This window comes from Paenibacillus sp. YPG26 (assembly GCF_023704175.1).
Lineage (GTDB): Bacteria > Bacillota > Bacilli > Paenibacillales > Paenibacillaceae > Fontibacillus.
On sequence record NZ_CP084530.1, the window covers coordinates 510,939 to 534,336 of the forward strand.

Annotated in this window: 19 protein-coding genes; 14 read left to right on the forward strand and 5 right to left on the reverse strand. The window is 50.6% G+C overall.

Annotated features, from left to right (window positions below):
- Positions 1 to 71 precede the first annotated feature (71 nt).
- From LDO05_RS02265 to LDO05_RS02280, 4 genes are all read left to right on the forward strand, one after another.
- Entirely contained in the window at positions 72 to 2,123 is a 2,052-nt protein-coding gene (locus LDO05_RS02265) for a methyl-accepting chemotaxis protein (RefSeq protein WP_251377303.1), read from the forward strand.
- Between the two features lie 205 nt (positions 2,124 to 2,328).
- A complete protein-coding gene (locus LDO05_RS02270; RefSeq protein WP_251377304.1) occupies positions 2,329 to 2,877 on the forward strand; it encodes a type IV pilus modification PilV family protein in 549 nt (182 codons plus the stop codon).
- Positions 2,861 to 3,460, forward strand: coding sequence for a prepilin-type N-terminal cleavage/methylation domain-containing protein (locus LDO05_RS02275; RefSeq protein ID WP_251377305.1), 600 nt, complete (start codon positions 2,861 to 2,863; stop codon positions 3,458 to 3,460). The genes LDO05_RS02270 and LDO05_RS02275 overlap by 17 nt, the downstream gene beginning before the upstream one ends.
- A gap of 10 nt (positions 3,461 to 3,470) precedes the next feature.
- Positions 3,471 to 5,258 carry a hypothetical protein gene (locus LDO05_RS02280; RefSeq protein WP_251377306.1) on the forward strand — a complete coding sequence of 596 codons (1,788 nt, stop codon included), beginning with the start codon at positions 3,471 to 3,473 and terminating at the stop codon, positions 5,256 to 5,258.
- A 241-nt stretch (positions 5,259 to 5,499) separates the two neighbouring features.
- Here the strand turns inward: LDO05_RS02280 and LDO05_RS02285 are convergent, their stop codons facing one another.
- Positions 5,500 to 9,099 carry a DUF5057 domain-containing protein gene (locus LDO05_RS02285; protein ID WP_251377307.1) on the reverse strand — a complete coding sequence of 1,200 codons (3,600 nt, stop codon included), beginning with the start codon at positions 9,097 to 9,099 and terminating at the stop codon, positions 5,500 to 5,502.
- A 338-nt stretch (positions 9,100 to 9,437) separates the two neighbouring features.
- Between LDO05_RS02285 and LDO05_RS02290 the strand changes: the two genes are divergently transcribed.
- From LDO05_RS02290 to LDO05_RS02330, 9 genes are all read left to right on the forward strand, one after another.
- Positions 9,438 to 11,102, forward strand: coding sequence for a GspE/PulE family protein (locus tag LDO05_RS02290; RefSeq protein WP_251377308.1), 1,665 nt, complete (start codon positions 9,438 to 9,440; stop codon positions 11,100 to 11,102).
- 14 nt (positions 11,103 to 11,116) lie between these two features.
- A complete protein-coding gene (locus tag LDO05_RS02295) occupies positions 11,117 to 12,160 on the forward strand; it encodes a type IV pilus twitching motility protein PilT (RefSeq protein ID WP_251377309.1) in 1,044 nt (347 codons plus the stop codon).
- Positions 12,160 to 13,368 (forward strand): type II secretion system F family protein, encoded by a 1,209-nt coding sequence (locus tag LDO05_RS02300; RefSeq protein ID WP_251377310.1) that lies wholly within the window; start codon positions 12,160 to 12,162, stop codon positions 13,366 to 13,368. Before LDO05_RS02295 ends, LDO05_RS02300 begins: the two co-directional genes overlap by 1 nt.
- 169 nt (positions 13,369 to 13,537) lie before the next feature.
- Positions 13,538 to 14,065: a prepilin-type N-terminal cleavage/methylation domain-containing protein gene (locus LDO05_RS02305; protein WP_251377311.1), complete on the forward strand. Its 528-nt coding sequence runs from the start codon at positions 13,538 to 13,540 to the stop codon at positions 14,063 to 14,065.
- 105 nt (positions 14,066 to 14,170) lie between these two features.
- Positions 14,171 to 14,926 carry a prepilin peptidase gene (locus LDO05_RS02310; protein WP_251377312.1) on the forward strand — a complete coding sequence of 252 codons (756 nt, stop codon included), beginning with the start codon at positions 14,171 to 14,173 and terminating at the stop codon, positions 14,924 to 14,926.
- Positions 14,927 to 14,935: 9 nt separating this feature from the next.
- Complete coding sequence (gene pilM, locus LDO05_RS02315) at positions 14,936 to 16,510, forward strand: pilus assembly protein PilM (RefSeq protein ID WP_251377313.1); 1,575 nt, start codon at positions 14,936 to 14,938, stop codon at positions 16,508 to 16,510.
- Complete coding sequence (locus tag LDO05_RS02320; protein ID WP_251377314.1) at positions 16,511 to 17,092, forward strand: type II secretion system protein GspM; 582 nt, start codon at positions 16,511 to 16,513, stop codon at positions 17,090 to 17,092. It begins immediately after the preceding gene.
- A gap of 95 nt (positions 17,093 to 17,187) precedes the next feature.
- A complete protein-coding gene (locus tag LDO05_RS02325; protein WP_251377316.1) occupies positions 17,188 to 17,622 on the forward strand; it encodes an NfeD family protein in 435 nt (144 codons plus the stop codon).
- Positions 17,622 to 18,557 (forward strand): SPFH domain-containing protein, encoded by a 936-nt coding sequence (locus LDO05_RS02330; RefSeq protein ID WP_251377318.1) that lies wholly within the window; start codon positions 17,622 to 17,624, stop codon positions 18,555 to 18,557. Before LDO05_RS02325 ends, LDO05_RS02330 begins: the two co-directional genes overlap by 1 nt.
- Before the next feature lie 257 nt (positions 18,558 to 18,814).
- Here LDO05_RS02330 and LDO05_RS02335 read toward each other — a convergent pair whose 3' ends face one another.
- Together LDO05_RS02335 and LDO05_RS02340 are read right to left on the reverse strand one after the other, a co-directional pair.
- Complete coding sequence (locus LDO05_RS02335) at positions 18,815 to 19,501, reverse strand: PspA/IM30 family protein (RefSeq protein ID WP_251377320.1); 687 nt, start codon at positions 19,499 to 19,501, stop codon at positions 18,815 to 18,817.
- Positions 19,502 to 19,526: 25 nt separating this feature from the next.
- Complete coding sequence (locus tag LDO05_RS02340) at positions 19,527 to 19,754, reverse strand: PspC domain-containing protein (RefSeq protein ID WP_251377321.1); 228 nt, start codon at positions 19,752 to 19,754, stop codon at positions 19,527 to 19,529.
- A gap of 326 nt (positions 19,755 to 20,080) precedes the next feature.
- On the opposite strand from LDO05_RS02340, the gene LDO05_RS02345 reads away from it, so the two are divergent.
- Complete coding sequence (locus tag LDO05_RS02345) at positions 20,081 to 20,629, forward strand: flavodoxin family protein (RefSeq protein ID WP_251377322.1); 549 nt, start codon at positions 20,081 to 20,083, stop codon at positions 20,627 to 20,629.
- A 186-nt stretch (positions 20,630 to 20,815) separates the two neighbouring features.
- Here the strand turns inward: LDO05_RS02345 and LDO05_RS02350 are convergent, their stop codons facing one another.
- Positions 20,816 to 21,589, reverse strand: a complete 774-nt coding sequence (locus LDO05_RS02350) for a YcnI family copper-binding membrane protein (RefSeq protein ID WP_251377323.1) — start codon at positions 21,587 to 21,589, stop codon at positions 20,816 to 20,818.
- 41 nt (positions 21,590 to 21,630) lie between these two features.
- Positions 21,631 to 23,304, reverse strand: a complete 1,674-nt coding sequence (locus LDO05_RS02355) for a copper resistance protein CopC (RefSeq protein ID WP_251377324.1) — start codon at positions 23,302 to 23,304, stop codon at positions 21,631 to 21,633.
- Between the last annotated feature and the right edge of the window lie 94 nt (positions 23,305 to 23,398).

Below are 23,398 nucleotides of genomic sequence, written 5' to 3' on the forward strand. Positions count from 1 at the left end.
TATAACCAAAATCTTACACACATTGTAAGATAGTATCTATTTTATAGAAAATTCAATAGGGTGGGATTATCTTGAAGTTAGGTCTTAAGTTGGATTTGCGGTCGGTGGGTACGAAGCTGTTTCTGGTGGTTTTTCTCGCTATTGTCGTGTTATCGGCCGGATTAGGGCTCGTCTCTTATCAGGTGTCCAAGGGAATTATCCAGGAACAGGTGTCTTCAGCATCATCCGAAGCCGTTAAGCAGGCAGCGGATAAGCTTGACTTCCTATTCGGCCAGTACGAGTCTCAATCGCGTCAGCTGGCGGTAGACCCTATCCTCCGATCGGATCTGGAGACGGTTAATATGCCGGATCTTGGTACCGTGGAAAGGACACAGGCGGAAGACCGCATTAGGCGCAGACTGGATGCCTTAACCGGCTCTGATGATCGGCTGGTCAGCGTGAAGCTGATTGCGAGCGCCGAGGGCAGCACCTCTACTATTCAGTCGGGATCAACGGGAGTCAGAACCGATGAGGCTATCGAGGCCAGACTGAAGCAGATCAAGGAAGCTGATGGGGAGCCAGTGTGGATTCCGACCCTGAGCAAGGGCTTCTTCGGAAATATCAGTGTTCCCGAGTTCACCATGGGCAGACTGCTGAAGAATATGCAGCATCCCGAGGCTGAATATATCCTGTTAATTGAGATCAAGGAGTCCTCGCTGGGCACCATCTTGTCTAACCTGAAGATCGGGAACTCCGGTGAAGTGAGACTCGTCACCGCAAGCAATCAGATTGTGCATGCGAAGGACAGCAAGCTGCTGGAGAAGGAGTCTTTTATCAAAGTAAGTCCGGCTCAGCTTAAAGGGAAAGACCGCTCGTTCACGGCTGAGAATGAACAGAATGTGGAGAATCTAGTTGTCTTCCAGCCGCTTATGACCTCCGGATGGACACTTCTGGGATATGCCCCAACCAGTGACTTCCTAAGCGCGGCTGACCGCCTGCTCACGATTACCTTCACCGTAATAGTCGTGGCGATTATCCTCGCCCTGCTTATTGGATATTACATGATTCGGATGGTAGGGAAGCCGCTAAGCAAGCTGTCCAAGCTGATGGAAGAAGGGGAGCGCGGTAACCTTAAGGTACGTGCTGCATTCAAGAGCAATGATGAGATTGGACGTGTGGGACAAGCCTTTAACCAGATGATGACCCGCATCTCGGCTCTGGTGGAACAGACGAATTCGACCGCGCTTAAGGTGCTGGGTACAGCTGAAGAGCTGGCTGCAGCATCGAAGAGCACCTCACAAGCTGCCGGCGAAATTGCCGCGGCAACCCACGAAATAGCCCAAGGTACTTCGAATCTGGCGATTGAAGCGGAGAAGGAAAGTCAGATAGCTGATGATATCGGTGCCAAGATGGACAAGGTGAACGCGGCCAATGTCTCAATGGGCGAGTCAGCCGACCGTGCGATTGCGGTTAGTGTTCAGGGAACGGAATATATGAAGGAGTTGGTTGATAAGACGGGGACTGCCTCCAAGATGACGGACCTGATTCAGGAGAATTCAGCCAAGCTGACGAGAAGCACCGCTTCGATTCAGAGTATTCTGGCTCCTATGGTTGAGATGACCAAGCAGACGAATATTCTGTCGCTGAATGCTTCTATTGAAGCCGCGAGAGCCGGGGCGGCGGGCCGGGGCTTCAGCATTATTGCCGATGAGATCCGCACCCTGGCTCAGCAGTCGAATGAGTCAATTCAATCTGTATCCAATATTACGAATCAGATTCAGCAGGATATTGAGCATACCGTCGAGGTGCTGAATAAGGTATCGCCGCTCTTCGATGAACAGCTGGAATCAGTAAGAGAAGCTTCTTCCTTCTTCACCAGCGTGCGGGAAGAGATGGAGCAGTTCTACAGCCATATTGAGAACTCCTCAGGGTCTGTGAAGGAACTGAGCGATTCCCAGTATATCCTGGGTGATTCCATCTCCAGTGTCAGCGCGGTAGTGGAAGAGACAAGTGCTTCAACTCAGCAGGTGGCTTCCATGTCATCGGAGCAGTTCAAGGTCAGCGAGCAGCTGGTCGCGCTCTCCGTGCAGCTGGAGCGTCTGGCAGAAGATCTGAAGAAATCCCTTACGGGATTTAATACTTAAGATGCAGTACACCAAGCGTCGAGACGCACTTTAAGGGGTATCCGACCGACCTTTCTTTGGAAAGGTCGGTTTTTGTCATATTTTGCCCAATAAATGGATACAAAGGATTGCTGATAGGAAATGCGGTGCTATAATGGAAATATGAGATATTCTAGGAGTTTTATAGTAAGTTATAGGACTTTAGGAGAAGGTGAGGAGGTAGGGCGTGAAGAAGCAGCTGGGAAGTAAGGATCAGGGATTTTCACTAATTGAAGTGCTCGCTGCGATAACGATTCTGTCGGTTGTTGCATTGGTGCTGTCTTCTTATTTCACGAACTCTCTCTCTTATTCCAAGAAAAATCAGAACAAGACAATCATGGTCAATCTGGCACGCAATGCCCTGTTCTATATGGAGAAGCAGAGCTTCAGCGGGTTGTCAGAATATTTTGCCAGAACAGATACGCTAAAATGCACGAAGAAAGCAGAAGATGCGGCTCAGGATTGCAGCGGGCCCGCTGATGGGCTGGGAACGAAGGAGGACATCGTCCGAGGTGTACTGAACCCTACAGTAAACGGGATTTCTTACAACGTGTCGGTCCAGTATCAGAAGGATCTTCATGAGAACATGAAGCATTCTGCAGATGATGAGACGAAGAGGAGTTCCGCCAAGTACCTGCTGCCTGTCAAGGTGATTGTACAAGGCTTGGGTGACAATGGAAGCAGAGCGAACGAGACCGTCGTGGAGGGCTATATTACAGATGAGACTATTCGTTAAGCGGCTGAAGAAGGATGAAGGGGTTACTTTAATCGAGCTTATTGCGGCATTGTCCCTGCTGGCACTCGTGCTTGGAATGATCTATTCCGTAGCTGTCTTTGGATTCAAAAGCTATCACAAAATCAGTGTGGAGAATTCCCTGCGTGATGAAGCCGATATTCTGATGTCTTCGATTATTACGAATTTGTATATGTTCGCTCCTGATCGTGTGATTCGGGATGGAGCCGATGGAACGGGGATCCTTCTTCAGAAGGATTATGTTGACTCGGCCGGCAGTAATAAGGTGAAGGAACGGATAATCAGGATTCAAAGCCATGCATTGGTTATCAGAGATCTTACTGAGGCTGAGAGCACGGTATCTGCGGCAGAAGCCGGTAAGGTTGCTATTCAGTCCCGCGTGGAAGTGGATCAAGCGGAGGTGCCTGCGGCAGACCGGCATAATTCAGTGATTACCCTGGATGACAGCACCTGTCGGCCGGAGCTTCCCTGTGAGAGCGGCTTGATTAATATTAAGCTTGTCCTCAGTCAGGAATATGGCGGGGAGACTTATAAGCTCACTCTTGAAAGTAAATTCGGGTTCTAGGAGGCATGAGATGAAGCGGGTGCAAGAGGAGCGCGGTTCCGCGCTGGTTATGGTTCTATTCGTTGTTCTGATACTCACGATTCTCGGGATGGGCGTATTAAGTGCTGCGCTGGGCGGCGCCCGCCGGACCGAAACCCGGGAGAGTGATGTTCAGAGTCTCCATTTGGCGCAGAAATCCATCGATGAAGCCATAGCTGCCCTGACCACAGGATTGGAACAGTATGACGATATACGGCCTGAGAATCTGTTGACTACGATCAATGAGGTTCTCGGCAAGATCAAACCAGAGAATAAGTCGGTAAGCACCGGGCTGAATAGTAACGAGGTAGCCAGCGCTGGTGCTAGAATTCTGGGCATTAAATACTTGGGCAGCACAGGACACTTAGGCACCAACTACAACCTGCTTATTACCGTAGAGGCTCAGGTTAACGGGGTTACGCGGAAGATGGCACAGGAAGTGACGATTGATACCTACCCCGATTTCCTGAAATATGCCATGGGATCGGAAAGTAATGTGATTCTTAACGGAGCTCCCTATATCCGCGGCAATATCTATGCGGGGGACAAGCTGATGCTGAGTAATGTGGCGGATTATATCTTTAGCGGGAATGAAGGGCACCAGCCTACGAACGATTACTCGGTAATCGATCCCCTGAACGGACAGAGCAGCGAGATTACGATTCAATCTGCGAACTCCTTGGTATATCGGAGCGGCGGACATGAGGTACCTTATCGGGAACTCGATATCAATCATGCTGGTCTGGTTGGACAAGTGCTCGGTACGAATGTACGGCCGCAGGATATCAAGATCAAGGATCACAAGAAGTTTGTACAGATTAATGTAAATGAGTCGATTGTCGATAAGGTCGTGGAGGCGATTAAAGGCCCGGGCAATACAGACGAGCTTACTCGGCAAGATATCCGGCCTCAATTGTCGAGTACTTCGAGACCTGCGGATCTCATCAACCATCTGATCAGCCAGTATGCGGCCCGGTTCGAGGTGATGGAGACGCCGGTGGATGGGGTCGAACCGACTTATCCTAAAGATCCTTCTGATTCTGTAAGCATGGACGAATATGAGAAGGCATTGAAGGTCTATAATGACCAGCATGAACAGTATGTAAAAACACTGAATGATCAGCGAAGAGAGATGAGCGGCATGACTGGATCCGCCATTTTCAAAGGCGGACTCAAGATTAATGGCGGTCTGTACAGCACCCTGACCTACACGCCGGAGGAGAAGAACTCCGGGAAATGGTTCATCGTCGACGGCGACCTGACTATAGACAACCCTCCCGGAAGCGAGGCCATAAATATCCGGGGGAATATGATTGTTACAGGTAATGTAGTCATTAACGGGAAGGTCAATATGGATGCTACAATGTTCGTGATGGGAAAGACGGTGGTTCAGGATGCCGCCATCAGCGGGTTAGATGGCAAAGAGCTGGTTCTAATCTCAAGGGGTGAAATTCTGGTGACGAGGTTCGATTCCTTCAAGAATGCGGCGCCGCAGACGCTGGATGCCTTCTTCTACACAGATTCTACAGCAGAGCTGTACGGAGTTGGATCGGCATTCTGGCTTAATGGCGGCTTCTTCGCCAAAGGAGATCTTACGGTTAACGCAGTAGTAGGGTCGGCGGTGGAGCGGAGTGACCACATTGAGTTCGATGAGCATGAAGCGGGCGGACTGAAGCGGTTCAATGTAACTTATAATCCCAAGGTATTCGAGAATCAGAGTTCAAGCCTGCCGCGGGTTCGGAAGATCAATATCCGGCAGGGAGAGCTGAAGCTGCAGTAGCTAGAAAGGCTAGAATAGCTGCAGGGCTTTAGTGTCTACTGCAGCTTTTACAAGTTGTGTTCCAGGGTATTTCGTAAAAGAGAGCAATCTCCGTGAACAAAGAACCCCCAAACCTGGTAGTTTCAAGGTTTGGGGGTTCTTTGTGTTCGAGTCCGATATGTGGATGATAGTAGGTTGATTGAGTCTGAATCTTGATAATTGGATGCTAGGTAAGTTAAGTGAGTCTGAGAGTTAAGAAAGGTTAATAACGGTCTTCGTTGCTGTCCTTGCTCACTATAATTGTAGTGGAGTCGGAGACATTTGGATTCTCTCTATAAGCGACCTTAACTACAGCTCTGCCTTCTCTTAAGGCTGCGATGATGCCCGCACCAGGTCCAGTATCAGGGCCCAGAATTCGTACGGCATTCTCAAATGAAACAACGGTCCAGATCAAGGAGGACTTGTCTTCAGGCGTAAGGCCTGGTGTCAATATAGACAGGTCTTCCATTAGGTTATGCATCTTCCCAACTTTCATCGAGATCTCCTCTGGTAGAGCGAGTGCCTTTAAAGGTTTTGGCATGATAGTAATCTCCTTGCTCGAGGATTTCCCTCCAGCGGATACAGTAACTATTACTGTTCCCGGTTTCAAGCCAGTTAGTGAGGTTGTCTGGGAATCTGTTGTACTTAGACTAGCCAGCGTTCCCCCGGTGCTGTCAGTAACTTCCCACTGATAGATCAGCTTATCCAGATCGTCAGCGTCAAGCGGGTTAAGCTTTACACCCAGATTGATACTGCTGCCAACCTCCACCTGATCTCCCCCTGTAATGTTGATTCCTTGCAAAGGATTAATGACGGTAACTTGATATTCCTTCGTATAGGTGCGAATTACATGTGTGCTCTCATTCTCGGTGGTAGCGGTGACCACAATAGTAACGGTCCCTGACTTCTGGCCTGTAACCATCTTTTTGTAGAAGTCACTGGAGTCAACCACATCTATATAACCACTTTCCTTGGGATCCCAGGTTATCAAGTTCACCTTCTGGTTCACAAGAGGCAGGGAGGCTATGAGCTCAATCTGTTCACCTTTCCTCACGGTGTTCAGACCGCTGATGATCAGATCCGGCTGGATAACCTTGACTATGGCCGTGCCCGTAACCCCGCTGCCATCTGTCGCTTTAACGGTAATCCGGGCTTCTCCTACACTAATCGCATTGATAATTCCGGTTACCGGGTCAACCGAGACAACTCCTGGCTTGTCGGAAATCCAGTTGAAATCCTTGTTCGTTGCATCCTCTGGTTCATACTTGGCGATAAGCGGAAGGGTATCACCCACAATCAGAGTGGCGTCCGGCAGCGACAGCTTCGTCAGCCAGGTGACAGCCTCAAATACATAATTTTGAAAAGGTAACGTCGTCGGCTGTTTAGCACCAATATCTGTGAAGGTTAGCACCGAATTCGTTAACGAGTATACGCCGTTCTTAGTCGGAATCACGGTAATGTCGAACACAACCGGGTCGGCGATATAGAATTTCTTATCACTGGAGAGCCGGTAGGTTATCGGGTTCAAGGTCCCTGTAAGTGTATATCCGCTCTCCAGGCTCCCGCTTTGTACAACGGTTCCAGCGGCCGTGCTCATCGCAATATTTGCGATTTGAAGGTTAGGTGGCAGAACTTCGTTGAACCGAATGCCGCTAATCTGGATCGGATTCTTCTCGGCATAGTAAGGAATCTGCTTGGGTGTAATCGTGTAACGCAGGGTGACCGGATCATTCTTGGCTACCTTGCCATTCACAACATTAGCCGAAATAGTACGATCCGTCTGAAGGTTGGCCGTAATTTTCTGAATCTTCACAGGAACAGACTGCTTGACTATAGCGCCCTGCTTGTCGCGAGCGGTGATCTCAACAGACATATCCCCGCCCTGCGGCAGTGGGTTATCAAAGGTCATATTAACTACGTTCCCCGTATGAACAGTCTGCTCAGGCATCATCACCTTCTCGGTTCCGTCAGAGAATTTGAACCTGAAGCCAGTTGTGAGGTTGCGGTCCTTCAGATCCCAGTCATTGACGGTATAGCTGACAACGAGATTCTGATACGAAGGTATGATTGCATTGGCTACCGGTGAATGAACGGTGATGACGGGCGCATGATTCGAACCGATAAAAGCACGATACATCGTGTTCACGAACAACTTTTGCTCCCATTCTGGGAATCCGGTGTTGTCATGTCCTGTCCCTGAGTAAGTTACATTACCCTTGGAGTAGGTGTAGTAATGGTTCCAGCTGTCCTGCTCATCCCGTGTGCCGCCCGCAATGTTATACCAGGGAACAATCGACTCATCTTCAAGATTCAAGGTGAAATACTGGTTATGCGTCACGTTGACACTAGGTGAGCTAGCACCCGATTTGCTTAGATAAAATGGGTATTGAGTAAGAAGGCCGTCATTTACAATTCTTGTAGCTTCCGAGCTTCTTGGCGCCCCGAGTCCCAGATTCGTCTTGGGAGCAATCTGACCCGTGTCGGTCTGGAAATAGTCTCTCCAGTTCCTCCAGTTGGAGTTCCCCGAGTTCGGATCCTCGAAGATTGTATCATGCGTGAACATGACAGCTTGTCCTGTTGAAATGAACTTTTTTACGGCTGCTGCTGCATTAGAGCTGATCGCTGCATAACGGTTATATTCATCCCTGAAGCCAAAAATAAGCATGTCGTAATCACCATTAAGTGTCATATAACCTGAGCTGTTAAAGGTGTCGATCCTCATATTCTTGATCTGGATATCATAATTGCCTCTATTATAGCTGTAGTTCTTATTGTTCAAATATTCCGGGTTCATATTAGTGGTAGTCAACAAGCTGCTGTTCGTATTGTCAGACGGCATAACCTGTAGCACACGGACAACCGTCTTCTCGTCTTGATACTGGATCGTGCCTGTCTCGTAACTCTTCAGCTTGCTTGTCTGGTCAACCAGTTCAAGTCTCCAATAGAGCAGCCCGGAGTAAGCCTTTGGCAGATCATACGTGATATTCCCTGATGCAGAGGTAACCGGTACGGAGGCGACCAGCTGATTCTCATCCATTTTGAGCACACTGTCTACACCTATATACAAGTTCGCGTTGATAATGCGATTCCTGAAGTCCGTAATATTATTAGCGTCAAAAGTGAATGTCAGTTTGTTGCCAGTCGTATACACTTTAGTCTGGTCAGCGCTATAGTCGATGGGTTTGGAATTCACCTTGAGTCTTGGCCGTTTGGTCAGCATACCCGCATAAGGCGTATCCGCGAGTTTTTTTGCGAGCGCAGGACTTCCGCTAGTTGAAGTCAGGTCAGTCGAATTCACAAAGATCACATTGCTTCTGGCCCCGGCTTTTGTGCTGTAAGGATAAAATACCTTATACAAGTTGCCCTGCGGCTTCTGTTCAAGAACTTTGTTGTTAACGATAACGAGCAGACCCTTGTCCACATATTCCTTCACAATGGCATTCGCTTTAAGCATGGTGATGTCATTCATCAGCTCGGTTGTATTATGAGCATTGGCCTGTCCAGAGTTAAGGGAGGTGAAAGTCTGCACCCCATTCGTACTGTAAGCCCCCGATCCAATGTAGATCGCATCATACTTACCATCCAGCTCATCCCTCAATGCAACGAATTTCTTCATGCGAATCGTGTCGACATTTCGGATATTTAGATCCATGCCTGGGAGACTCCTGACCACATTTGTCAATTCCGAAGTCTCTGTATTATCCCGGATTTCCAGAATTCTGAGCGGGTAAGGCGCTGGATTATCCGCGTTCACTCTTACCAGTACAATAGTCAGAAAGAAACCTAATATTAAAAATAGTGCTAAATACCTAATATTCTTCATAAGCCTATCACTCCTAGTGCTTCGTGTTGAAAAAAACAATATTTTTCCCGTTATATCTGTAAAAATATTGTAAAAATACTAAGCCTATGTTATATATTTCTATAGGATAATGTACCATAGCAGGAGAATTATTAATAGGGAAAATCGCCCTTTTATGGGACTTATTTAGTACGCTAACTCGCTTGCTTTAATTGTTGAAGTAACTCGTACTATTTTCTTATTTTTTCTATGAATCAATTTATAAATCTAATGCGGATTTGCTCTAAACTTGTCGAACTGGTTGCACTCAGTCTTTAGACAAATGCATGAAGAATACACCCCTTTGGAGTTGAATAGGCATGGCCATGGTGAAGAAGAGATTGGGAGATCTGCTGGTAGAGCATGGGGTTATCTCCGAGGAACAGCTCCAGGAGGCTCTGAAGGAACAGCGCAAGACGAAGCGGCGGCTGGGGGATCTGTTGATCTCTCAAGGCTATATTACTGAGCAGCAGTTAATAGAGGTACTGGAATTCCAGCTTGGTATTCCGCATGTGAATCTATTTAAATATCAGATTGACCCGGCTCTAACTCAAATTATTCCGGAAAGTATGGCCAAGCGTTATCAGGTGCTTCCTTTTATGAAGGAAGGCGGCAAGCTGATGGTTGCCATGGCGGACCCGCTGGACTACTTTGCCATCGAAGATCTGCGCATGACCACGGGATTCCGGATCGAGCCGGCAATCTCTACACGGGATGACCTGCAGAGAGCTATAGCGCGCCATTATGGCCTGCGGGACTCCATGAGCCAGATGATGGGGGAACTGCCCACCCAGGAAGAGATAGAAGAGACGGAGATCACGGATGAGAGCTCGCCCATTGTTCGGCTGGTGAATCAAATGATCCAGCAGGCGGTCCATTTGAAGGCATCAGATATTCATGTGGACCCGGGGGAGAACAATCTGGCGATCCGCTACCGGATTGATGGCCTGCTTAGAACGGAACGGGTAATCCCTAAGCAGATGCAGGGCTTTATTACAGCGAGACTCAAGATTATGGCCAAGCTGAACATTGCGGAGCGGCGTCTTCCACAGGATGGGCGCATGAAGCTGCAGTTCGACCTCAAGATGGTGGATATCCGGGTGTCCTCATTGCCTACAATTCATGGGGAGAAGATTGTGCTGCGTCTGCTGGATTTGAGCACAGGGGTCAAGTCGATTGACCATCTTGGCTTCAGCCAGCGTGATATGGAAGTCTTCAAGGATATGATCGAGAAGCCTTACGGGATTCTATTGATTACCGGTCCGACAGGCAGTGGTAAGACAACGACCCTGTATTCGGCGCTGAGCCATCTGAATAATGAGAGCTCTAATATTATTACGGTGGAAGACCCGGTGGAATATCAGCTTGAAGGGATTAATCAGGTGCATGTGAATCCGGCGATTGGCCTTACTTTTGCCGCGGGACTGCGCTCGATCCTTCGTCAAGACCCGAATATTGTAATGGTCGGAGAGATCCGGGATAACGAGACGGCGGAGATCGCCATCCGGGCTTCCCTGACGGGACACCTGGTGCTATCCACCATTCATACGAATGATGCGATCAGTACGATCACCCGTCTTCGGGATATGGACATCGAGCCTTATCTTATCGCCTCATCCCTGCTCGGAGTTGTAGCACAGCGGCTTGTCCGCCGGATCTGCCCGGAGTGCAGAACTTCTTACACCCCCACTGAGCAGGAGGTCATCCTGCTGAACAGCCATGGCAGAGAGGTTCAGACCTTGTACCGCGGCAAAGGTTGCGGGAATTGCAATCAGACCGGTTATCGCGGCAGGCTTGCGATTCATGAGGTTCTACTCATTAACGACCAGCTGCGCAGGATGATTACCAGCTCCGATTCCGTAGAAGAGCTTCGTCAGGCGGCACGTGAGCAGGGAATGGTTGATCTGATGGATGACGGCTTCGATAAGGTGCTGCAGGGCGTAACCACGGTACAGGAGGTTCTGCGTGAGACCGTTGCTCACTAAGGGAGGGATAGAGGATGACTCAACAGATAGAACAACTGCTAAGACGAGCGAACGATGATGGTGCCTCTGATCTTCATATTTCAGCAGGCTCCCCTCCTATGATGCGGATAGACGGAACACTCACACCTCTTGACGATAGTCTGGTTACCGCGGCTGAGGCTCAGCAGATGGCTGAGGAGCTGCTTGGCGCGGAGAAGGCCCAGAAGTTCCATGAAGCGGGAGAAATAGATTTCGCCCACACTATCGAAGACGTGGGAAGATACCGAATAAATATATATAGACAGCGTGGTGAGATCAGTATCGCAGCAAGACTTATTCCAGGCACAATTCCTACATTAGAGCAGCTGCAGCTACCTTCGATTATCACTACGCTTGCGAATAAGCCTCAAGGATTAATCCTCGTAACCGGGCCAACCGGAAGCGGGAAATCCTCCACATTAGCCGCAGTCATCGGCTACATTAACCGGACTCAGAAGAAGCATATTGTCACTTTGGAAGATCCGGTGGAATATCTGCACACCCATGGATCCTCGCTGATTCATCAGCGGGAGGTGGGAAGGGATACAGCCAGCTTCGCCAATGGTCTGAGAGCTGCACTCCGGCAGGATCCGGACGTGATTCTGGTCGGTGAGATGCGCGATTTGGAGACCATATCGGCGGCCATCACCGCAGCGGAGACCGGTCACCTTGTACTGGCTACGCTGCATACCACGGATGCTCCGCAGACGATTGACCGGATCATCGATGCCTTTCCAGGTCCGCAGCAGGCCCAGATTCGCGCTCAGCTGGCTTCGGTGCTGATCTCGGTCATCTCGCAGCGGCTTCTGCCGCGAGCAGGCCGTGCGGGCGGAAGGCTATGCGCCACTGAGATCCTGGTGAATACGCCAGCAGTGGCGAATCTGATTCGAACCGAGAAGAGCCACCAGATCAAGAGCCTAATGCAGACCGGGCGACAGCAAGGCATGCATACGCTGGATATGGCCATTCGCGAGCAGCTGCAGCAGGGTCTTGTTGATCCCTCAGCAGCCAAGGCTTATCTTACGGAGGCGATGAGCTGATGCCGCAATTTGAATATCAGATTAAGACAGCCAGAGGGAAGCAGCTGAAAGGCAAGCTCTCTGCAGCGGACAAGTCTACCGCTATGGAAGAACTCCGCAAGCGGGGAGTTACGGTATTTTCCCTTAAGGAGCAGAACACCACACTGCTCTCCAAAGAAATCTATATTGGTAATCCAGTCAAGAATGTACAGTTCATTATCTACTGCCGGCAGTTCGCTACCTTGATCCGTGCTGGAGTCACTATAGTGGATGCTACGGTAATTCTGTCCGAACAGACGGACAGCAAGGCGCTGAGAAAGGCACTGCGGGATATTCACTCCAGTCTGCTGCGCGGTGTTCCCTACTCACAGGCGGTTCAGGATCATAAGAAGATCTTCCCGTCCATGTTCGTCAGCATGATCCGCGCCGGGGAAGAGTCCGGGAATCTGGAGGGGACGCTTGACCGCCTGGCCCAATTCTTCGAGAAGCAGTACAAGACCAAGGAGAAGGTCAAGTCCGCCTTGATGTATCCCATTACGGTGGGCGTGCTCGCTATCGCTGCGGTAGTGTACCTGTTGTGGGCGATCGTGCCCCAGTTCGTGCAGATGTTCGCTTCCATGAATGCGGAACTTCCGGTTGTAACGAAGATTGTGCTCGCCCTTAGCAACAGTATTCAGCATCAGTGGTACTACTGGTTCGGGGGTCTGCTGCTTCTAATAATTGGATTCCAGTTATACAAACGGACGGAGAAGGGAGCCTACTGGGTCGATTATGCCAAGCTTAAGGTTCCTGTATTCGGTAAATTGATTCAAAAGAGCGCCATCGCGCAGTTCGCCCGCACCTTCTCATCCCTGTATGCCAGCTCCGTGCCTGTGCTGCAGTCCCTGGCGATCGTGGAAGACGTCGCCGGGAATAAAGTCATTGCCGGATTCATTCACAGTGCCGGGGATTCACTAAGACAGGGTAATCCGCTAAGTGAACCCCTTAAGAAGGCGTGGGTGTTTCCACCGCTGGTCACACAGATGATTGCGATAGGTGAGGAGACGGGAGCGCTTGATCAGATGCTTGAGAAGGTCGCGGATTTCTACGAGATGGATGTAGAGAACACGGTAGACCGGTTGAAGTCGCTCATTGAGCCGCTGCTTATCGTTTTCCTCGCTGCTGTGGTAGGTACCATTGTGGCTGCGATTATGCTGCCGATGTTCAGTATCTATGGTCAGATGGGATAACTGGAATTGTCCTTGGATGTAGGAGAACTAGAGCTTGAAGGGTGGTGCCGCTGATCGGATAGTTCACACTACAGCATCTGCAGAATAGGCATCGTGGGTCGTGATACTGGTCGGTTTAGTCAAGCTTGAAGATAATTACACACTTAAATTACAACTAGGAGGAATTATTATGTTAGCACAAGCTATGAACAGAAGATTGAAGAAACTTGGGAAGGAAGAGAAAGGATTCACCCTGATCGAGCTCTTGGCCGTTATCGTTATCCTCGGTATTATTGCAATTATTGCGATTCCGCTGATTAGTAATATTATTAATAATGCTAGAACAGATTCCGATGTAGCTACCGCCAGACAGGTGTACGATGCCGCTAGACTTTATATTATCAATGAGAAGAATGGCGATTTCAAAGATAAAACTGTAAGTATTGTTTCTAATGCTACAGGCGATGATACTCTTCAAGGAAAAGGTTATCTAGAAAAAGGAATAGTTTTACCAAGTACAAAAGCTCAAATTACAGGAGGAACAGTAACATTTGATGCGAACGGTAATCTGAAAGCTACAGACGGGGTTGTGATTAAAACCACTTCAAATGCTGGTGATGATAAGAAGTATTCCGCTGATGAAATAATGAAAGCTAAAGCCGCACCGGCCACTAATACTAACAGCAATACTAACACTAATACTAATAACGGTGGCTAATTACAGTCTTATAAATTAATACTACTTGAATTTATTCATTCCCCAGGAACCGGCCAACCCCGGTTCCTGTTTCAAATTCACAATAGAAAGTAGACTTGGCCCTTGATGTCTATCTTTATTGCCATATATGTTACTCTGCTAGGATTGATGCTCGGTTCCTTTTATAACGTGGTTGCCCTCCGTGTACCGGCGGGGGAATCTATCATTCATCCGCCATCCCGCTGCTCTTCCTGCGGGACCCGGCTTCGGGCGAGGGATCTCATCCCGGTGTTCAGCTATCTGTTCTCAGGCGGCAGATGCCGCAACTGTTCAGCCAAGCTGTCCGCGCTCTATCCGCTGGGAGAGGCCGCAACCGGCCTGCTCTTCCTGTGGGTCTATCTCCGGACAGGGCTCGCCGGTGAGTCTCTGGTTGGACTGGCTCTGGTCAGTCTCGGCGTGATTGTGACCATCTCGGACTTGAAATATATGCGCATTCCGAATAAAGTGCTGCTTTTTTTCGCGCCATTACTTATCTTACTGCGTATCCTTGTTCCCGAATATTCCCTTTGGAGTCATATGCTTGGGGCTCTTGCCGGGGGAGGGATCATTCTGCTCATTATTGTCATCTCCGGCGGGGGGATGGGCATGGGGGATGCGAAGCTGCTGGCATTATGCGGCCTCGTTATAGGGCTTCCGAACACACTCCTTGCGCTATTCATCGCTTGTGTGCTTGGGACCCTGGTTGGCGGAGTCCTCATGTTAGCCGGCATTCTACAGCGCAGGCAGCCCATTCCCTTCGGGCCTTGGTTGATTATAGGGATATTCGTGGCTTACGGATACGGTTCACAGATTATTAGCGGGTACTTCTCGCTCATCGGTTAGGGGGTTCAAATGTACAACATGCTTACACTGGGTACCAAGAAATGGATCGGTCTTACGATTGAGCAGAATGGGGTCCGCTATATCAAGCTGAAGAAGAACAAGTCCTGGGAACTTGAGAAAAGATGCTTCCTTCCGCTTCAGCCTGGAATGATTGTCGAGAATGAAATCGCAGATAAAATAAACTTCAGCGAACAGCTGCACAGCTGGATTCAGGAGAACGGTCTCAAGGGCAGCGAAGTCTCGCTGTCCATACCTCCTTCCCAGATTATTATCCGCCGCATGACGATTCCAAGCACGAATGCCAAGCAGGTGGAGCAGCTTGTGAAGCTTGAGGTGGAGACCGCGCTTCATCTTCCTTTTGAGAATCCGGTCTATGATTACCTCCCCATTGGCAAAGACGAGGAGAATACACATCTTCTGGTATACGCCGCTCCTAGAGGTCTCGTAGAGGATTATGTGGAACTGCTCTCCGATGCAGGAATCAAGGTTAGTGCGGTAGAGACCTCGGCAACGGCTCTTGCTCGGGCGATTGGGGTCGGCAGGGATGAGACTTTTACCAATACGATGCTGATTCACCAGGATGGCACGCATCTGGACATCTATATGTTCCATGCCGGTCAGCCGATCTTCATGCGCTCCATTAATGTAAATGAAGTGCAGCAAAATCAAGGCTTTGCTTACAAGGAGAGCGGCCAGGCTCTAGAAGCGGATGGGTCTGCGTCAGCCAGGCAGACAACGATAAGCACAGAACAAATGCAGGAGATCATTGCTGAAATTTCGCGGATGCTGAACTTCTATCAGTACAGTCTTCACGAAGGGGAGACCCGTATTACCGATATCATTATTACAGGTTCAAGAGCTGGCCAGCAGCAGATGCTGGATGCGCTCCAATTCGCACTTGAAGACGTGAATATCCGGACGGTGAATTTTGACCGGCTCACGAGTGAGGCGGCGGCCGATCCTGAACTGGGTGCCTACCGGATAGCGATAGGAGCTGCAATCCGGAGGACTGAGACAGGGGCCCTGGATCTGCTCCCGAGAGAGGACCGTGAGGCACAGCTGTATCCTGTATTGTTGACCTCTGTTCTGGTCATATGGATCTTCGGGGCTATTGCGGTAGGGATTCTCTATGTAACAAATCAGAATACAGTCAATGAGCAGACAACCCGGATACAGGAGCTGAACGACAATAAGACGCTCCTGATGGCGGAGATGGCCAAGCTGAATTCTTCAGGACAGCCTGCCGATCCGAAGGTGGTCATTAATACCATTCTGAAATCCCGAATGGACGCTGTGGCTGTCCTGGATGAGCTTAACAAACCGCTGCCTCAAGGCGGGGCGATTGTTAACATAGGATACACACAGAATACAGAGATTACGCTAACTGCGAATTTCGTGAAGATGGAGGATGCTTCGGTGTACCTGAGCCAGCTGCGCAAGCTGCCTTTTGCCGTGAGTATGGAGATTGAGAAGCTGTCCGGAGACATGGTGGAGGCAGGTAATCTTCCTATGCGGGTCTATGCCGCAGTCTACAAGATTCGTATGACAAGTGACAAGCAGACGCAGGAAGGCGGGGTGGAATAGATGATGGAGATTGTTCGAAAGTACCGCACTGTTCTACTGCCGGCCGCTGTCCTCCTGTTCCTGCTGTTATTCGCCTTCTATATGCTTGCTGTTCAGCCGGTGGTCAAAGAGGCTGCTGCGCAGCAGGAGGAGATCAGCACCTTGGAGCAAGATAACGGTCTTATGCAGAACAGAGTCAATGAGCTAAAAGGGAATAATGAGGATAGTCCTGAGATGGCGGCCATCCGCGAATATTTGCCAGCCAGCGAGAATACGGAGCAGCTTATATTGGATTTTGCCCAAATCAACCGGAAGGCCGCTGTCATTCTGCAGGATGTTCAGTTCACGCTGCCGGAGTCGAATCTGATCCGGTCCTCATCAAGCAAGGACAAGTCGCCTTTCCCAACAGTTCGCGAAGTGAAGATGACGGCTACGCTTGAAGGCAATTACAGTCAGATCAAGCTCTGGATGTCAGAGCTTCAGAAGCTGAAGCGTCTGATTGCGATTGACTCCTTTAATTTCCAGAGGCCTTACGAGACCCAGGCTCCAGGCAGTGTTATCAAAGCGACCGTCTCCTTCACGGCTTATTACGACCCTTCCTAGTCTGCCTAGAATATAAATAGTCAGGATTCCTGAATACCTTTGGGCAGTTGGTTCGTATATATAGGTATATCGCGGAAAGGTGGTGCATCTGCCGGATGCATATATGGGTGTTATGGCTGATTGCTGCCGGGATTCTACTTGTCTCAGAAATGATGACGCTCACGTTCTACCTCCTGTGGCTTAGTATAGGAGCAGGGGCGGCGGCGCTGGTGGCGTGGATCGCACCGGATAACATTTTGATGCAGGTGGTTATCGGCTGTGCGGTCGCGCTGGTCTTAACCGTATTTACCAAGCCGCTGGTCAGAGGATTTCGTACATCCAGAGGGTTCCAAGACATCGGTACCGAGCTTGTCGGCAAGCAGGGGATTGTGGTCGAGCCGATCGACAAATTGAAGAACGGGATTGTGAAGATCGGGGGAGACACGTGGACTGCGGTGTCCGATCAGTTCATCGGCGTAGATGAACGGGTCATCGTTGTGAAACGGGGCAATGCCATACTAGAGGTAGAACGATGGGAGGATACACATTAATGACTTGGGCCGTAATTGGCATTATTCTGGTTGTCGTTGTTATATTCATTGCTTTAACTGTCAAAATCGTACCGCAGCAGCGGGTAGGTGTCGTTGAGCGTCTGGGGAGATTTCACCGTTTGCTGACGCCGGGGCTGAACATTCTGATTCCTGTGATCGATCAGGTTCGCATCTATCATGACCTGCGGATTCAGCAGGCGAACGTTCCACCGCAGACGGTCATCACCAAGGATAACGTGCAGGTCCAGATCGACACGATTATTTTCTATCAGGTGGTAGGGCCGGAAGAAGCGACTTACGGGATTTCGGACTATGTGTACGGGGTACGCAACATCTCTACAGCGACGATGCGCCAAATTATCGGTAAGCTGGAGCTGGACGAGACGCTGTCCGGACGGGAGAAGATCTCTACTGAAATTCGCCTCGCGCTGGATGAAGCAACCGAGAAATGGGGCGTTCGCATTGAACGGGTAGAGGTTATCGATATTAAGCCTCCGCTCGATATCCAGGAAGCGATGGACAAACAAATGAAGGCCGAGCGCAGCAAACGGGCGATCGTGCTTGAAGCGGAAGCGGCGAAGCAGGACATGATTCTCCGCGCTGAAGGGGATAAGCAGAGCAAGATCCTCAAGGCGGAAGGGGATAAGGAAGCGCGTATCCGCGAAGCGGAAGGTCTTGGGCAGGCCCAGGAGCTTGAGGCATTGGGTCAGGCGAAGGCGATTCAGGTTGTCGCGGAAGCCGAGAAGAACCGGATTGCGCTGCTGCAGGGAGCCGGGCTGGACGAGAACGTGCTAGCTTATTATTCTTTTGAAGCCTTGACCGAGATTGCCAAGGGTCCTGCGAACAAAGTGTTCCTTCCCACCTCGACGGTTGATGCGCTGGGCAGTATTGGCGCAATCGGTGAGGTGTTCAAGGCAGGCAAGAGCGACAAGTAATTCATAGGGTTCACAAGGCACAAGGCCCGGAGCAGCTGCTCCGGGCCTTGGTGTTCGCTTGCATGTCACTTCGCTTGCATGTCACTTCGCTTGCATGTCACTTCGCTTGCATGTCACTTCGCTTGCATGTCACTTCGCTTGCATGTCACTTCGCTTGCATGTCACTTCGCTTGCATGTCACTTCGCTTGCATGTCACTTCGCTTGCATGTCACTTCGCTTGCTTGTCGCTTCGCTTGTTTGTCACTTCACTTGTTTGTCACTTCGCTTGCATGTCACTTCGCTTGCTTTGCAGACGTTGGAGCTCTTCTTCCACAGCTGCCGAGTAGGCGGACTTCACTTCCGTGCCCGGTGCACTTGCGGCTGGTGCTGTATACGTATGACCTGCGGCATCCAGATTCGCTTCCCACTGCATGATTTTCTCTTCCATACGCTCAAAGCCCCTGGCAGCAGACCCGCTCTCGATGCCATAACTGAAGCTTGGGCGGATGCTCTGAGATCTTTCCTCCGCCTTCTGGGCTCGAGCCGCAAGCTCGGTACGCTTCTCTTTCAGGCGCTCATGCTCTTCCTTGGCATTCTGAATCTGGAACTCAAGCTCCTGGATGCGCACGCCTGCTTCCTGCAGCCGGGCGGCATGCAGATCTGCCTGCTCAAGGAACTGCAGCTTCGCTGAGAGGGCCTCTCTTGCAGCGGCTTCATTCCCTCCGGCAAGAGCCTGAGCGGCAGCCTGTTCGGACTGCTCGGCAGAACGAAGGGCTTCTTCCTTGCGCCAGGCAAGGACCTTAATTGAACCCTGCTGCTCTGTCAGCTTACGTTCAGCGGTCCGAATGTCTTCTTCGAGGTTACGAAGGTATTGGTTCATTAGCAGGACCGGGTTCTCCAGCTTGTTCAAGGCTTCGTGGGCAACGGCTTTCGTCATATTGGCTAGTCTTTCAAATATACTCATGTTCTATCGCTCCTTAATATTTGTATTAGTAAGTGTGGTGATAAGAGTCATGGAATCCAAAACCGCCGGCCGTCTCCTTCGGAACCAGGAGGCTTGCAATCACATAGATCGGGACAAAGCTGCCGAAGCTGAAGATGGCTCCCACTACCGTGACCAGACGAATTACGGTTGGATCAACGCCAAAGTACTGCGCAAGGCCTCCGCAAAGTCCGCTGATTTTACGATCGGTTCTGGATCTGTACAATTTTTTCATAGTCATAATCTCCCTTTCGAATCTGAATTGGTTATATAGGGTTCAGTTAATGCGTTCACAATATGAGGTATGGTTGTAACTTATAGGGTACTGCTTGTAACTTATGTCTATATCTTACCTTGCGGGGGATTCATTCAAAACGGCCCTCAGACGGTTCTTGATCTGGACTTAGGTCGGGGAAGGAACTCATCACAAAGGCCAGTAGCGGAACAGGGACGGAGACGGAAGCTTAGCAGATATGAGGCAGAATGTTATGGTACTGAAGCGCATAACATCGTAGTATGTCTTTAAGAACGCAGCTACATTTTATGGGAGGAGATGGGCGATTGAGTATTGCAGTATTAATCGGGAGCACGCGCCCGGGCGGGAATACAGAGCAGCTGGCGGACCAAGTGGTTGAAGGGATCAGCCACAGCAAATTTGTACTGCGCGAGAAGGATATCCGGACGATCGTTGATCAGCGCCATGTACCTGGCGGCTTTCAGCCTGTGGAGGACGAACATGATGAACTGATTCAGCGTGTTCTGGAGCATGACATTCTGATCTTCGCAACCCCGGTCTATTGGTTTGGGGTATCAAGCCCGCTCAAGACGTTCATTGATCGGTGGTCCCAGAGCCTGAGGAGTCCAGACTACAACTTCAAGGACCTCATCTCGCAAAAGAAAGCCTATATCGTCGCCGTTGGCGGGGACGATCCGCATATCAAGGCCCTGCCGCTGATTCAGCAGCTCAAATACACCTTCGACTTCGTAGGGCTGCCGCTGGAAGGCTATATCATTGGCAAAGGAAGCAAGCCGGGCGATATCTTGGCCGATTCCCGCGCCCTGCTGAATGCGAAGTGGCTGAATGAGCGGATCAAAGAGCAGCTGGCCTGATGTACACTTTCCATCCTGCGCCCTGACACCCATCATTAGACGGAATCAGGGTTAACAGACGAATACACTTAAGTCTGCAAGACAGCTATAGAAGAGGATGTGTTTATACCAAGACAAAGAGGTTATCCAAGGCAGTTCATGCCAGGGATAACCTCTTTGTTGTCTAACTTCAAGAAATTCATTTTGTTAACGTTTGATTCTCCGCACGAACAGAATGGAGACCCATAGTGCGGCCAGCGACGTGGCTAAGGCGGCAGCGGACAGCACGATCGAGAGGGTCTGAGCCGAGGAGGAACCGCTGCTTGCCTGCACAGCCGTGTCCGTGGCAGACGCAGCTGTGTCTGTGGCAGGCGAAGCCGTGTTCGTAGCAGATCCAGCTGTCTCTGTGCCCGCTGCCGGAGCTTCGGCAGCTGTGCTGGACTGATTGTCCGGCGCTGCGGCTCCATGGTCATCATGGCCGCTGTCCGAAGCAGCGGAAGCATCAGCAGACGCGCTCACTGTGGTCACAGAGTGGGGGGATTCTCCGCCGTCCCCAGTCCACTCGACGATTGTGCCATCTTTATAGTACTGATAGGCATCCCACGCGATGGAGGTCTCTTTATCCGGGTTCTTCGCCACAAAATTGAATTGCTGGAACTGGCCTGGCTCAATCCCGCCATCCCCTTCAGCGGCCCAGGTGACAGTGGTGATTCTGCCCGCATCATCTTTGACCGTCTCTACCTTCCAGCCGGGTACAGGCTGGTAGTTCTTGAAGTCGACGCCGGCAGGGACCTTGATGGCAATTTTAACCGTAGGGACCTCCTTCTCCACAGGGATCTTGAGGGTATAAGTCTCGTAAGCTTTAGGCTTCGAAGCCGAGGGCTTCACGGTGATATGCGCACTGGCAAGGCCGGCGAACAATAAGGTGCCTGCTATAACTGCCGGAAATACAGCTGTCCATTTAGAGAATACGTGTCTCATTTCAGATTAAGTCTCCTTTTATATAGATATTCTTCGATCAATTATTTGGGGTTACCCACGGTAAAGTTAACAATGCCATCCAGAGAATCCAGCGACTTCAGAAGGACGTGGTACTTGATCTCCCAGCGGCCCGCCATGGTAATCAGATCTTCCTTGATGACAGGAGAAGTGTTGCCAGGCATGTTGATCTCAAGCGTCCCCATCGCCATCTCGCGGGAGGTCAGCTTCAAGGAAGCCTGCTCAATGGCCGTGACCGGCTTGCCATCGGGGTCCTTGACCGAGATCTTGAATTCGTTCTTGCCCATAATATTAGGAGAAATGTCGATCATCACGGTGTAGCCGGTCCGGGTCGTATCCTCCAGATGAGCAGGACCTGGATTGGACAGGGCGGTAGGCAGATTTGACAGAATAGCCGCCAGGATGAGCACAACAATCCCCACGGAGAATTCGATCCATACCGCCGGGCCTAATACCTTGTTCTGCCGTCTCCCCCGGAGGAAGCCGGTAAGCGCGAAGACGAGCATGATGATGAACAAGGCGATTTTGCCTAGCAGCACCTGTCCGTATATGGACGTGAACAGCGAGCCCAGCGACGGAGTGAAGATTTTGATGCCATAGATACCGCTTCCGAGCAAAAGAATCACGCATACCGCTCCGGTCAGCGAGAACCGCTGAATCGTCGCCCAGTAGAGCTGCTTGCGCTCTGCAGGATCAGTCTTGCCCCGGCTGTAAGCCGGAAGCAGGAACGCCAAGGCGAGCAGACTCCCCAGCCACAGAGATGCGGCGGCCAGGTGCACGAAGTCATTGCCGATGGCAACCCCTTCGAGCTCCGCGGTAGCGGCATGTCCCATGAATGCCTTCGCCGCGAACATGGCCAGGATCGTGCCAACGGCCATTCCTGCAAAGACCGGCTTCTCCCCTTGGCTCCACTTGGGGATAAGGGCATAAGTCAGACCTGCGAGAATTAGCAGGAGCAGCACCTGGGTCCACCAGATGGAACCAAACGAGGAGTATCTGAGCGTCTCGCCAAGCACATCTTTGCCCCAAGCCTCACTCCAGGTGACTCCGGCATCAAGCTTGGCATGCAGGGGAAGACTTAATACGACACCCGCCGCAGTAAGCACAAAGGAAATGATCAGGGTCCATTGGCTTCGGCCCAGCTTATATGCCTCTCGGCGCTCTGCTTTGGGAAGCAGGAATAAATGGAAGAAGAGTGTGCCGAGATACAGGGACAGACCCGTATACTGCAGCCAGCGGATCAGCGTCCCGTCCCAATCCGGGAGTGACTTGGCCGCAGCAGCGGTCTCCGCAATGGGTACGGATTCACCGCTGCCGATGATGAACGGAAGGACACCTGTAATCGGGTGGCCATCCGCAGAGACTACCCGCCAGCTAACGGTATAGATTCCATCCGGCAGATTCTTCTGAAGACCCGCGGTAAGCTTAGCTGGATTCTTCTCATCCACGTGGGAATTGTCCAGGTCTACACGTGCTCCGCTGGTGTTGGTTACAGCCAGGGAATGGAACACCCTCTCAATGGGTTCGTTATACACTATCGTGATCTCTTCTGGCGATTTATCCAGGGCCTCATTGGCGGCAGGGATGGATTTCACGACATAAGCATGTGCGGAGACTTGTCCAGGACATGCGAGGAGGAGCAGCATGCAGAAGAGCATAATTGTGCTCAACCAGGGATAATTTGATTTGATATTCAATGCATCGTCACCTTCTCTAGTAAATATCATTATGATTGTATCTTAGTATTGCCAGAAGAACATGACTACAACGGGCTATAAACCGGAAGCGGCC

Excerpts from the sequence above, each read along its gene's own strand:
- LDO05_RS02275 (WP_251377305.1), top strand. The coding sequence starts at position 2,861 with ATGAGACTATTCGTTAAGCGGCTGAAGAAGGATGAAGGGGTTACTTTA.
- LDO05_RS02280 (WP_251377306.1), top strand. The coding sequence starts at position 3,471 with ATGAAGCGGGTGCAAGAGGAGCGCGGTTCCGCGCTGGTTATGGTTCTA.
- LDO05_RS02285 (WP_251377307.1), bottom strand. The coding sequence starts at position 9,099 with ATGAAGAATATTAGGTATTTAGCACTATTTTTAATATTAGGTTTCTTT.
- LDO05_RS02290 (WP_251377308.1), top strand. The coding sequence starts at position 9,438 with ATGGCCATGGTGAAGAAGAGATTGGGAGATCTGCTGGTAGAGCATGGG.
- LDO05_RS02295 (WP_251377309.1), top strand. The coding sequence starts at position 11,117 with ATGACTCAACAGATAGAACAACTGCTAAGACGAGCGAACGATGATGGT.
- LDO05_RS02300 (WP_251377310.1), top strand. The coding sequence starts at position 12,160 with ATGCCGCAATTTGAATATCAGATTAAGACAGCCAGAGGGAAGCAGCTG.
- LDO05_RS02305 (WP_251377311.1), top strand. The coding sequence starts at position 13,538 with ATGTTAGCACAAGCTATGAACAGAAGATTGAAGAAACTTGGGAAGGAA.
- LDO05_RS02310 (WP_251377312.1), top strand. The coding sequence starts at position 14,171 with ATGTCTATCTTTATTGCCATATATGTTACTCTGCTAGGATTGATGCTC.
- pilM (WP_251377313.1), top strand. The coding sequence starts at position 14,936 with ATGTACAACATGCTTACACTGGGTACCAAGAAATGGATCGGTCTTACG.
- LDO05_RS02320 (WP_251377314.1), top strand. The coding sequence starts at position 16,511 with ATGATGGAGATTGTTCGAAAGTACCGCACTGTTCTACTGCCGGCCGCT.
- LDO05_RS02325 (WP_251377316.1), top strand. The coding sequence starts at position 17,188 with ATGCATATATGGGTGTTATGGCTGATTGCTGCCGGGATTCTACTTGTC.
- LDO05_RS02330 (WP_251377318.1), top strand. The coding sequence starts at position 17,622 with ATGACTTGGGCCGTAATTGGCATTATTCTGGTTGTCGTTGTTATATTC.
- LDO05_RS02335 (WP_251377320.1), bottom strand. The coding sequence starts at position 19,501 with ATGAGTATATTTGAAAGACTAGCCAATATGACGAAAGCCGTTGCCCAC.
- LDO05_RS02340 (WP_251377321.1), bottom strand. The coding sequence starts at position 19,754 with ATGAAAAAATTGTACAGATCCAGAACCGATCGTAAAATCAGCGGACTT.
- LDO05_RS02350 (WP_251377323.1), bottom strand. The coding sequence starts at position 21,589 with ATGAGACACGTATTCTCTAAATGGACAGCTGTATTTCCGGCAGTTATA.